Below are 11,395 nucleotides of genomic sequence, written 5' to 3' on the forward strand. Positions count from 1 at the left end.
TATAGTTATTTTTGCTATTTCCTTTTTTGAAAACTTCTTGGTACAATACAGAAAGAATCAAATTTTAGAAAAGAGGATTTTATGTTTTCATTATTAGCAACTGCCGGTACGACAGACTCTTCTGGCGAGACATTGACAGATCAAGCTGTCAGCAAAGTAAATGCGTTTCAGCGGTTTTGGGACGGGATTGATTGGGACGCCATTTTGGCTGCCTTTATCCAAAAAAGTTTATATCTGATTTTTTTGATCGTCCTTTTTTGGATTCTTCACCGTGTGGGAAAATATCTGATTGATAAGTCTTTTAATCAGTATTCTAAAAAAGCCATTCTAAACGAGAGCCGCTTAAAGACTTTACATAGTCTTTTAAATACTATTTTTCATTATACCCTTGGTTTCTTCTTTATCTATGCAATTTTATCTGCTATCGGTGTACCGATCGGTTCACTTTTGGCTGGTGCCGGAATTGCAGGTGTGGCGATCGGCCTTGGTGCACAAGGGTTCATGAGTGATGTTATTACCGGATTTTTTATTATCATGGAACAACAGATGGATGTTGGAGACTACATCAAGTTAGCAAACTTAACGATTGAAGGAACCGTCGTATCTGTTGGTATCCGTACCCTTCAGCTGAAAGCAACGGATGGTACTGTCCATTTCATCCCGAATCGAAACATCACCACGATCAGCAATCTCTCTCGTGCAAATATGCAAGTACTTTTAGATATCCGGATCGTTCCTGAAGAAGGATATGACAAAATCTATGAGATCATTGATCGAGTAAATCAGACATTAGCTGAAAAATACCAAGAAGAGCTTCAAACTGAACCTTCCATCTTTGGTTTAGTGGATCTTGGTAATAGTAATTTTGCTATTCGAACGGTCTGCTACGCATTGAACGGAAAACAATATGCCTTAAAAGAAGAGTTCTTGAGCTCCTATGTCAAAGAATTGACAGCTTCTGGTTTCACGATCCCGAACAGTCCGATTGCTGTCGGAAAATAATTTGGTCAAACGATGCAACGAATCTCACTAAAAAGAGCGTGGGACAAAAGTAAAGAACACTTTTGTCCCACGCTCTAAACACGTATAAACAGCGGAAGCAGAAGCAACTCCTTCGGAAATAAGCTGAAATTCACAAAAATTCGAAAAGCAATTTTCGTGAATTCCTTCTTATTTCTTGGAGTTAAACGCTTCTGTCCCAGCCTCTTTCCTACGATTAGTCAAGTAAAAGGTGTAAGAAAAATAGCTCATAAACGAAAGCGACAAAATCAAGGCACACCAAATAAAGCCTCGTTCGTAAAAAATTTTCGATCTGGGCAAAGAAGTGGTATACTGTAAGTGGTTTAGTTAATGGTCCACTGAGACCGCGTACGCATAGTCGTACTCTGTATGTGCCCTAACCATAGCGTGCATACATTTCAGAAGCTTGTTCATACAAGCAACTGTGGCAACCTTATCTTTCTTAGGGATAGGTTGCTTTTTTAATTTGTAGTAATAATCGACAATATGATTAGGAGCTGCGCGTTGCTGGCGAATCATATTTCGAATGGTGAAGAAAATAATTTTCCGTGCTTTGGGATTACCACGCTTATTGATGCGGTCTTGGCCAGTATACTTACCTGATTGATACCGTCGGATGTCAATTCCGACAAAGGCATTCAATTGTTTATGGGTTTTAAATCGTGTGATATCTCCTAATTCACCGAGCAATAAAGCGGCTGTGAGTGCGCCGATCCCAGGGAACGTTTGGTACAACAAAAAGCAAGGAGAGCCTTCGGCTTTTTTGATCATTTGTGTCGCCAGTGCTTCTTTTTGTTCGAGTAAATCTTGGAGAAGTTCGGCGTAATAAATCGTTTTTTGACAGTGGATACTGTCTTTTTCAACAGCTGGGTAGGCACACTGTGCATAGTGGATGATTTGATCTGCCTTTTGCTCGGCACGATTCGCGGAGATTTTTTTCCGTGTTTCGTTGATTAGTTTATTTTTTATTTTTGTCCGAGTAGATGCCAATACAAAATCTGGATGGGGAAAAAGACGGATCAATGTCAATGCGTAAGGGGTCAGCCTGTTTGAAAAGAACTGTTCAAGCTCTGGAAAAGTCAACTGAAGGCAGTTGTGTAAATCCATGCGCAGACGAGTGATTTTCTTCTCAATCTCTTGATAAAAACGGGCTAAATCGCGCATCTCTAAGTAAAAATTGCTTTGTACTTCTTTTGGCTGACGTTGATTTTTAAGATGAGTCTGTGCGAGCCGGTGGGCATCCGATTTATCTGTTTTCCAACTGCGTAAGGTGCTTTCTTCCATCTGTTTTTTCGCTTCTAACGGGTTTAACAAACAGTAAGAAAAGTGATGATCTTGAAAGAACTTTTCGACTGGTCTGGAATAAATCCCCGTTGCTTCAAAAACAATCAATGGACGTTCAGGCAAGTGCTGGATCTCTTCGAGTAATGCATGAAATCCTCTTTGAGTGTGTTCGATCTCGTCTTCAAATAAGCAGGTGTCGTCTTTGTATAGGACACTGTAGCTGTGTCCCATTGAAACATCTAATGCAAGAATGTAAGGCATTTGTATTCCTCCTTTTTAAGTTTTGAAAGAACTTTACTGCTTCATTTCGATTCCAATTTCCTATACACGGGCTCATGGCCCCAACATACGTAAACCTGATTCTAAAATGACAGTAAAGAAGTTCGGTTTTTGATAGGGACTCGTAGTCCTCAAGGCTTTGTTCGAACTTTCTTTCACTCTTCACTATAATCTAAAAATAGAAAATAGAGGAGAACATCATTCGTCAATGATGTTCCCCTCTAATCTTAGTATGTTTTTCAAGATAAAGTCAAAACTGGTACGCTTTTGTTTCTACTTATTTTTTGATTATCTTTCAGTTTCTCGTTCTTTAGCTCACAATATCGATTTGTTCTTTTAATTCTTCGATTTTCGGAGACAATATATTGCGACGTTCTAATTCATGCACCATGAAGTTTACGGCTTTAAGCAGCTCTTTCCTTGTGATGATTCCTTTGAAAGCCCGTTCTTCTGTGACAACCGGTAAAAAAGGCGAATCAACTAACAAATGGAGTACTTCTTCTAGTTCCCAATTTTCATCAATCGTCGGAACATCCGTTTCTGTTACATCAGCAACTGTTAGTCCTTCTAACGGATCCATGCTGATTGTTTGCAAGTCAATCATTTTATTGACCACATCTGATAAACTTACTAGTCCTACAAAGTGATCATCTTTTCCTAATACAGGAATCTTGGAATAACCGACCTTCGATAAGACAAGTAAACCATGGGATAATGGATGATGATACATAACATTTGCCACATTTTCTGCAGGAATCAAAAACGTTTCCTGATTTTCCAGCAGCATTTCTCTTACTATAGGTCCAATCATCTGATGGCCTCCATTTCTATTTCATTCAACACTACTATTTTACCGAAACCGGATGCAAAATTCACAAAATAAAGCTTATTTTTATTAAAAATTAGAGTTTTTTTATTCAGCGCTCTCTCGAAAAAGAAAAGGCCAACTCTTCAACTGCCTGATGGGCACGGTTATAGTATTGAACAGAAATTTGGTCCTCTAAACTTTCAATAAGAGCATATGATGGGATTTGGATCGGGCCTCTAGGTTGAGAAATGCTTCCAGGATTCAAAAACAGGATTTTCTGATCCATCTCACAGCCTATTTGATGGGTATGACCAAAAAACACCATATCGGCATTTGCAGCTCGAGCTTCGATTGCTAACTGTGTCAAACCAAATCGAACATTCGATAAATGGCCATGAGTCATGAATACTGTATCCTGACCAGTTTGGATCACTTTTTTCTGTTCGAATCCTGGTCCATAATCACAATTACCTTGAACCACTTGGAATGTATCCCATAATGGGTCAGAAGCTTCTAATTCCGAATCACCACAATGGAAAAAGATGTCCACTTCAGAACGATAACGATCTACTAAGTCAACGAGGATATCTCTATCTCCATGATTATCACTTACTACTAAATACCGCATCTATCTCTCTCCTTCCAGCCATTGTTTCCACTCGGCACTCAATTTTTTCATTGCTTGAGCCCGATGACTGATCTTGTTTTTTTCTTCGCTCGATAATTCTGCTGCTGTTTGTTTCTTACCTTCTGGGATAAATAAAGGATCATACCCAAAGCCATTTTCGCCAGATGGTATACGGGCTACTCGACCGGGCCATTCCGCTTCTACTACGAGGCTGTCTTTTTTGGGTGCCGCGAATACTAATGTACAATGGAATTGTGCTGTTCTTTTTTCATCCGGCACATCTGTCAATTCATATAATAATTTGGCGTTATTCCCCGCATCACTTTTTTGTTCCCCTGCAAAACGTGCAGAATAGATTCCTGGCATACTGCCTAACGCATCCACTTTCAAACCTGAATCATCTGCTAAGACTGGTTGATCAAGCACTTGTGCAATCGTTTCTGCTTTTAATCGGGCATTTTCTTCAAATGTGCTGCCAGTTTCTTCCACATCTGGCAATTCAGGATAGTCAAGTAATGTTTTTACATGATATCCCGCTTCTTTGAACATATTTCGAAACTCTTCTGCTTTTCCTGGATTTCTTGTCGCAATGATAATTGTTTTTGTTTCTTCTATCCGCTCATTATCTTGAGCAAATTCTGTTAGCAAAGCATGTTTTTGCTCTTTGATCAAATCTTCAATCGCGTTTTTTCCAAAAAAGAGCATTTCATTCAACTGTTCTCCATCAAACGTTGCTTCTTCTCCAGTTCCTTGAATCTCCACGAATTTTCCTGATTCTGTCATCACGAGATTCATATCTACAAGCGCTGCGGAATCTTCTTGATAGTCCAAATCTGTCACGCAAGTCCCATCCGGCAAGATCCCTACGCTAACTGCAGCAAGATGCTCTTTGATTGGATCTTCTGACAATTCCTTTTCTCTTAAAAGCTTTTCAATTGCTAGTCTCAACGCGACGAATGCCCCAGTGATGCTAGCTGTTCTAGTTCCGCCATCCGCTTGGATCACATCGCAGTCTATGATGATACTACGCTCTCCCAGCTTTTCCAAGTCTATTACTGCACGCAAGGAGCGACCAATAAGACGCTGGATTTCCATTGTTCTACCAGAAAGTTTTCCTTTGTTGCTTTCTCTACGATTTCTCGTACTCGTTGCTCGAGGTAGCATACTGTATTCAGCTGTTACCCACCCTGTTCCTGTTTCTCTCAAAAAGGGAGGTACAGAATCCTCTACTGTTGCAGAACAAATAACTGTTGTATCACCAAAACGGATCACAACCGATCCCTCTGGATATTTGAAAACATTTGTTTGAAGCTCCAGTTTACGAAGCTCTTGGGCTTTTCTCCCGTCATGACGCATCCTTATTTTCCTCCCAATTCAATATGGTCTACATTTAGGTGTCCGATTCCAAGCCAGTCTTCGGCTATTTCTTGGAAAAGTTTAGCAGATCCTGTTGTATAAAACTGACATAATGTCCGTCCATTTTGCGGTGAATTGCTCAAATGGAAATAATCGAGTAGCATAGATACTTCACCTACTGTTTCTGCTCCAGAATCGATCAGTTGAACATTTTCACCCACTACATTTTGAATGATAGGGCGTAATAATGGATAATGGGTGCATCCCAAAATCAATGTATCGATTTTTTTAGTCGTTAACGGAGCTAATGTTTCTGCCACGATTTTTTTTGCCACAGATGAATGGTATTCATTACTTTCGACAACTGAAACAAATTTGGGACAAGCAAGACTTGTCACAGTCAATTCTGGCACTTTCTCTTTCAGTGCTTTTTCATAAGCTTGACTTTTTACCGTACCAATCGTACCGATAATGCCAACTTGTTTATTTTGTGTTTTTTTTACTGCTGCTCTTGTACCGGGAAGGATCACACCGATGACTGGAATAGAAAGAGCAGCTTTGATTTCTTCTAAAGCAACCGCAGTTGCGGTATTGCAGGCAATCACCAGCATCTTGATTCCTTGCTCCACCAGATAATCCGTCATTTCCCAAGTATACTGGATTACCTGTTCCGCAGGTCTAGGACCATACGGGCAGCGTGCTGTGTCTCCTACAAATAAAATATTTTCATTCGGTAATTGTTTCAGGGCTTCTTTTACTACAGTTAAGCCGCCAACACCTGAATCAATAAATCCGATAGGGCGATTATCTGTCAATCGTATCATCCTTTTTTTCAATAAATTCTATCTTCCCTATTGTGTACTTTTTAGCGTGAATTTTCAAGTGCTCTCACTTGCTTAAAACAATCAAAATCTCTTTTTTTCGAATGGAAAGAGGAAAAGCGGTTGTGACTTAGTTTGCCACAACCGCTAAAAGAATCATCTATTAATAACTGTACCGTCTCTTTTCCAAGTAACCGGAAAGCAGAGAAAGCGCGTAACACACCACGAAGTACATAAGTGTCATGATGATGAACATTGGAAGCACATAATTGGTATTCTGTCCATAAATAATACGTGCCTGATGAGAAAGTTCAGGTAAAGAAATGATTACTGCTAATGATGTATCTTTGATCAGTGAAATCAATTGGCTCACAATTGCCGGGATCATCGATTTGAATGCTTGCGGCAAAACGATCGTCCGCATCGTTTCTACATAAGTCAGTCCCGTTGACAATCCTGCCTCCATCTGCCCTTTCGGAACAGCATTAAGTCCAGCTCGGAAAATTTCCGACAGCATAGCTGATTCAAAGATCGTCAATGCTGCAACAGCAGACCAGAAGATGTTCATCTGGATGCCAATCTGAGGCAAAGCAAAATAAGTGAAGAAAATGATCAATAATAATGGAAGATTTCGTATGATATCGATCACAATACCAAGGATTTTGGACAAGAAAGGGATATTCGCAAAACGAATCACACCTGTCAGACCACCAATCAAGAAACTGAAAATGATCGAAAACAATGAAACTTCAACAGTAACCTTTAATCCTTCCAATAAAAAACGGACATTCATCCATGAAAAAGCGCCGCTAAAATCCATGTATTTCCCCTCCTTCTATGAACGAACCGCCCATTTTTTCTCAAGATAAACCATTAAGTAAGATAACGGCAGCGTGATAACTAAGTAAAATAACCCAACGATGATATACGTATCGAAGGTATTGAATGTTTCACTGGCAATCAAATCTCCTTGATACATCAAATCCAAACCAGCTACGATTGCTAAAATAGACGAGTTTTTCACAAGATTAATAAATTGGTTGCCTAATGGCGGAATAACGATTTTGAATGCTTGGGGCAAAACAATATAACGCATAATTTCTGAATAGGTAAATCCAGAAGACAATCCTGCTTCTGTTTGGCCTTTTGGTACAGTTTGAATCCCTGAACGTACTGTTTCAGCAATAAAAGCGGATGTATAGATAGTCAAGCCAATCGTCCCTGCTTGGAATCCGTCTAGATTAAACCAATAAATAGGTACGACAACATAAAAAAACATCACGATGATCAATAATGGAATGTTTCTAAAAAATTCTACATATGCCTTTGCTAAGGCACTTACTACTTTATTCTTTGATAATTGGAAGATTGCCATCAACGTTCCGATAATCAAACTAAACACAAGTGCTAAGACACTCGAAAACAATGTGATCTTGAACCCGTCGACAAAGATTGGTCCATAAGTCTGTATCAATTCGCTCATTGCCTCTCCCCCCTTACTCTACTTTTCCTTCAGTTTCGTTTGGAAACCATTTTTGATAGATTTTATCGTATGTGCCATCTGCATGCATTTCCTCTAGCGCTTGGTTAACAGCTTTCAAGAAGTTTTCTTGTCCTTTGTTGATCGCAATTCCATAAGGTTCATTAGTAAACGTTCCGCCGACTAACTCGTACTCTGGATTTTCATCTGCAATCCCTAACAAGATCGCATTATCCGTAGTCATCGCGTCTCCCTGGCCAGATTGTAACGCAGTAAATGCTTCTGCATAATTTTCCAATTCCAGAATGTTTGCATCTGGTGCATGCTGTCGGATATTCGCAGCCGACGTAGAACCTTTGACTGCTAGAACTGTTGTAGAAGCATTCAAATCATCTACACTTTTGATTTGGCTTCCCTTCTTTACCAACAAAGCTTGGCCAGCATCGAAATAGACATCTGAAAAATCGACTTGTTTTTTTCGTTCATCTGTGATCGTCATCGTCGCAATAATCGCATCGATGTTTCCGTTTTTCAATAACGGGATCCGCGTTTTAGAAGTGACTTCAACAAATTCCGCTTTTCCATTCTCACCAAGGATCTTTTCAGTGATTGCTTTTGCAATATCTACATCAAATCCTTGTACGGTTCTGCTCTCAATATCCATCATTCCAAATAATCGAGTATCATATTTGACACCCCAGCTGATTTCATTGGTAGATTTGCTTCGCTCTAAAATATCTTCATTTGCCAACCCATTTCCTTTACATCCGGCTAGTGCAAGAAAAGCAATGCCTAAAAGGAAAATCAGGCGTATTTTTTTAAACCTGCGCATCTTTTTCCTCCTATCAATGATTGATAACTTTACTGATAAATTGCTGTGCTCGGACTTCATTTGGATTTTCGAAAAAGTCTCTCACATTTCTGCTATCTTCCAATACTTCTCCGTCAGCCATGAAGATGACACGATCCGCAACTTCTTTGGCAAAGCCCATTTCATGCGTCACGACAATCATTGACATGCCGTCATGCGCCAATTTTTTCATGACGTCCAATACATCACCAATCATTTCCGGATCCAAAGCAGAAGTAGGTTCATCAAACAGCAGCATCTCAGGATTCATCGCTAAACCTCTGGCGATTGCCACCCGTTGCTGTTGTCCACCGGATAACATGGAAGGATAAGAATCTTTCTTATCTAACATATTGACAGTTTTCAGAAATTTCTCCGCGTTTTTGACTGCAGTTGCCTGGTCTTGCTTTAACACTTTGATTGGTGCTAATGTAATATTTTCCAGAACGGTTTTATTAGGATACAAATTGAAATGCTGGAAAACCATGCCGATATTCTTTCGGACTTCTGTCAACTTTGTCTTTTTATCATGCAAGTCAGTATCATTAATTAGTAGCTTACCTGAAGAAATCGTCTCTAATCCATTGATACAGCGAAGCATCGTGCTCTTTCCTGAACCAGAAGGACCAATGACAACGACAACTTCTCCTTTCTCGAATTCGAGATTGATATTTTTTAATGCGTGGAACTTGCCATAATATTTATCCACGTGATCAAATTTAATCATTGCCATAGAATTACACTCCCATTATTATTTAGTAAGATTTCTTTTAAAGATGTATAATAAAATACATTATATCTGATAGTTTAGTAATTTGTAAAGTTTCTTAGAACGTTTATTCTCCCATAAATATTTCTTTCATTTCTAATCTATTAGTTATTTTATCCTCTTTCCTTGTTTTTTCCTTAGGAACTGTTGTTTCTTGTCAGGAAAAACGGTAAGATATTAAGTGCTCAGACTTACAAATCGTAAAGAGGTGTCTTTTTTGAAAAATATTATTTTAACGGGAGATCGACCAACTGGGAAGCTGCATTTAGGGCATTACGTCGGTTCTCTAAAAACCCGAGTGGCTATGCAAGCAGACGAAGACAACCAACTGTTTGTCATGATTGCTGACATGCAAGCACTGACCGATAATGCTAAAAATCCTGAGAAGGTTTCATCAAATGTCTTGCAAGTTGCTTTAGACTATTTAGCCGTGGGATTAGATCCTGCAAAATCTACTTTATTTATCCAATCACAAATTCCGGAATTAGCTGAGTTAACCATGTATTATTTGAACTTAGTCAGCGTAGGACGCGTTCGGCGCAATCCGACTGTCAAAACAGAAATCGAACAAAAGAAATTCGGTGAAAGCGTGCCTACAGGATTCTTTATCTATCCTGTTTCTCAAGCAGCTGATATCACTGCATTCAAAGCGAATCTCGTACCTGTTGGCGAGGATCAAAAACCAATGTTAGAGCAGACACAGGAAATCGTACAAAGCTTCAATCATACATATGGTGAAGTCTTGGTGGAACCGAAAGGCGTATTCCCACCAAAAGGAATGGGTAGGTTACCTGGAATCGATGGAAATGGCAAAATGAGTAAATCGTTAGGAAACGGTATTTATATCTCCGATCCTGCCGATGTCTTACAGAAAAAAGTTATGAGTATGTATACTGATCCAAACCACATCCATGTACAAGATCCTGGACAAGTAGAAGGGAATATGGTCTTCACCTACTTGGATGTATTCGGAACAGATAAAGAAGCAATTGAAGAAATGAAAGCTCATTACCGCCGCGGCGGACTTGGTGATGTAAAGATCAAACGATACCTCATTGATGTATTGGAAGCTGAATTTGCACCGATCCGCGCACGCCGAGAAGAATTGGAAAAAGATCCTTCAGCTGTTATGGAAATCTTGCGTAAAGGTAGTGAAGAAGCTGCTAAAGTAGCTGCACAAACACTTTCTGAAGTAAAATCAGCAATGGGAATCAATTACTTCCATTAATACATCGGTGAATCCATCTTAGTGACATCATTACCAAACACAAAAAACCGAACAATAGTTGAGTAGCTGCTTACTTGCATGCGTACGCTCTCTATCGTTCGGTTTTTTGATGTTCAAAAGCAGAATCAGAGACTTTCACTTTAGTTGAAATAATTGGCCAGTTCTTAGTCCGTGACGACTTGTTTGTCGATCACTTGATTGGTTTCTTCAAGAAGTGTCGTATACTGCTTTTCATAGTTGGTCAGTTTTTTCAATGCATCTTCGTATTCATTGATTGGCTGAGTGGCGACCACAGCTTCAGTGACATTCCCTTTTTCAAGTGCGGATATTTTGTTCAGCTATCGTCAAAGAAGGGCCAAAAGCTGTGTCCCCCTCATTTTTAGTGGTAGTTTTTTTATAGATTTTCTAATATTCCTTTTCTTACTAAATAGTTCCTTTATTCTCCATATTTAATGAAGTGTTTAAGATATTTATATAAGGTAAACAAAGAATATACTATCGCTATTACAATTACTGGAATGATTAAAAATCTAGTTTGAATATCAAAAAAACACTAAAATATAAACGATTAGTAAAAAGCCTCCTACAAAAAAAGCAATAGATGAAGCTCCTAATGCACCTTTTTTTGAACTTCAATCGGTTTATCTTTAAAAGTATTCCCAGCAACTATTCCATACCATTTGCCTCTTCTAAGTTGAATACCAACGATTATTAATAAAAGACCAAGAACAACTAACATGAACACCACTACCACCTCCTTTAATCTCTGAAGTAGCCACGTGCAAAACGTCTGAAATTCAATTAATGATACACTAAGAAAAAATGGTTGGGATTACCACCTCGGCCATTTTTCCATATTCAGCAGATTAAAT

General features: G+C 39.1%; 13 protein-coding genes. 2 read left to right on the top strand and 11 right to left on the bottom strand.

Going from position 1 to position 11,395, the window contains the following annotated elements:
- The first annotated feature begins 81 nt into the window (after positions 1-81).
- Entirely contained in the window at positions 82-1,002 is a 921-nt protein-coding gene (locus QK255_RS07180) for a mechanosensitive ion channel family protein (RefSeq protein ID WP_002329150.1), read from the top strand.
- Between the two features lie 345 nt (positions 1,003-1,347).
- On the opposite strand, the gene QK255_RS07185 is transcribed toward QK255_RS07180, so the two are convergent.
- The 9 genes from QK255_RS07185 to QK255_RS07225 form a co-directional block, all read right to left on the bottom strand.
- Entirely contained in the window at positions 1,348-2,565 is a 1,218-nt protein-coding gene (locus tag QK255_RS07185) for an IS110 family RNA-guided transposase (protein ID WP_002329089.1), read from the bottom strand.
- 328 nt (positions 2,566-2,893) lie between these two features.
- On the bottom strand, positions 2,894-3,394 hold the full coding sequence (cbpB, locus tag QK255_RS07190) for a cyclic-di-AMP-binding protein CbpB (protein WP_002292972.1): 501 nt from the start codon (positions 3,392-3,394) through the stop codon (positions 2,894-2,896).
- Positions 3,395-3,500: 106 nt separating this feature from the next.
- Positions 3,501-4,019, bottom strand: a complete 519-nt coding sequence (locus QK255_RS07195; RefSeq protein WP_002292970.1) for a metallophosphoesterase — start codon at positions 4,017-4,019, stop codon at positions 3,501-3,503.
- Positions 4,020-5,375, bottom strand: a complete 1,356-nt coding sequence (rph, locus tag QK255_RS07200; protein ID WP_283341517.1) for a ribonuclease PH — start codon at positions 5,373-5,375, stop codon at positions 4,020-4,022.
- A gap of 2 nt (positions 5,376-5,377) precedes the next feature.
- A complete protein-coding gene (racE, locus tag QK255_RS07205) occupies positions 5,378-6,199 on the bottom strand; it encodes a glutamate racemase (protein WP_016629245.1) in 822 nt (273 codons plus the stop codon).
- Between the two features lie 160 nt (positions 6,200-6,359).
- Entirely contained in the window at positions 6,360-7,016 is a 657-nt protein-coding gene (locus QK255_RS07210; RefSeq protein ID WP_002292958.1) for an amino acid ABC transporter permease, read from the bottom strand.
- A gap of 15 nt (positions 7,017-7,031) precedes the next feature.
- A complete protein-coding gene (locus QK255_RS07215) occupies positions 7,032-7,679 on the bottom strand; it encodes an amino acid ABC transporter permease (RefSeq protein WP_002288038.1) in 648 nt (215 codons plus the stop codon).
- Positions 7,680-7,692: 13 nt separating this feature from the next.
- Positions 7,693-8,508, bottom strand: a complete 816-nt coding sequence (locus QK255_RS07220; protein ID WP_002292956.1) for a transporter substrate-binding domain-containing protein — start codon at positions 8,506-8,508, stop codon at positions 7,693-7,695.
- Positions 8,509-8,521: 13 nt separating this feature from the next.
- On the bottom strand, positions 8,522-9,259 hold the full coding sequence (locus QK255_RS07225; RefSeq protein ID WP_002288042.1) for an amino acid ABC transporter ATP-binding protein: 738 nt from the start codon (positions 9,257-9,259) through the stop codon (positions 8,522-8,524).
- Between the two features lie 253 nt (positions 9,260-9,512).
- Here QK255_RS07225 and trpS point away from each other — a divergent pair, with 253 nt between their 5' ends.
- Entirely contained in the window at positions 9,513-10,523 is a 1,011-nt protein-coding gene (trpS, locus tag QK255_RS07230; RefSeq protein WP_002288045.1) for a tryptophan--tRNA ligase, read from the top strand.
- A gap of 164 nt (positions 10,524-10,687) precedes the next feature.
- On the opposite strand, the gene QK255_RS07235 is transcribed toward trpS, so the two are convergent.
- Both QK255_RS07235 and QK255_RS07240 read right to left on the bottom strand, forming a co-directional pair.
- Positions 10,688-10,816, bottom strand: coding sequence for a hypothetical protein (locus QK255_RS07235; protein WP_002292953.1), 129 nt, complete (start codon positions 10,814-10,816; stop codon positions 10,688-10,690).
- Between the two features lie 317 nt (positions 10,817-11,133).
- Entirely contained in the window at positions 11,134-11,262 is a 129-nt protein-coding gene (locus tag QK255_RS07240; RefSeq protein WP_002316223.1) for a hypothetical protein, read from the bottom strand.
- Between the last annotated feature and the right edge of the window lie 133 nt (positions 11,263-11,395).

Source organism: Enterococcus sp. ZQ21 (assembly GCF_030053755.1).
Lineage (GTDB): Bacteria > Bacillota > Bacilli > Lactobacillales > Enterococcaceae > Enterococcus_B > Enterococcus_B lactis.

What these genes read in the sequence shown, in the direction of transcription:
- QK255_RS07220 (WP_002292956.1), bottom strand. Translation starts at nt 8,508, where the DNA reads ATGCGCAGGTTTAAAAAAATACGCCTGATTTTCCTTTTAGGCATTGCT.
- QK255_RS07185 (WP_002329089.1), bottom strand. Translation starts at nt 2,565, where the DNA reads ATGCCTTACATTCTTGCATTAGATGTTTCAATGGGACACAGCTACAGT.
- QK255_RS07195 (WP_002292970.1), bottom strand. Translation starts at nt 4,019, where the DNA reads ATGCGGTATTTAGTAGTAAGTGATAATCATGGAGATAGAGATATCCTC.
- QK255_RS07215 (WP_002288038.1), bottom strand. Translation starts at nt 7,679, where the DNA reads ATGAGCGAATTGATACAGACTTATGGACCAATCTTTGTCGACGGGTTC.
- QK255_RS07225 (WP_002288042.1), bottom strand. Translation starts at nt 9,259, where the DNA reads ATGGCAATGATTAAATTTGATCACGTGGATAAATATTATGGCAAGTTC.
- QK255_RS07180 (WP_002329150.1), top strand. Translation starts at nt 82, where the DNA reads ATGTTTTCATTATTAGCAACTGCCGGTACGACAGACTCTTCTGGCGAG.
- racE (WP_016629245.1), bottom strand. Translation starts at nt 6,199, where the DNA reads ATGATACGATTGACAGATAATCGCCCTATCGGATTTATTGATTCAGGT.
- QK255_RS07240 (WP_002316223.1), bottom strand. Translation starts at nt 11,262, where the DNA reads ATGTTAGTTGTTCTTGGTCTTTTATTAATAATCGTTGGTATTCAACTT.
- rph (WP_283341517.1), bottom strand. Translation starts at nt 5,375, where the DNA reads ATGCGTCATGACGGGAGAAAAGCCCAAGAGCTTCGTAAACTGGAGCTT.
- QK255_RS07210 (WP_002292958.1), bottom strand. Translation starts at nt 7,016, where the DNA reads ATGGATTTTAGCGGCGCTTTTTCATGGATGAATGTCCGTTTTTTATTG.
- cbpB (WP_002292972.1), bottom strand. Translation starts at nt 3,394, where the DNA reads ATGATTGGACCTATAGTAAGAGAAATGCTGCTGGAAAATCAGGAAACG.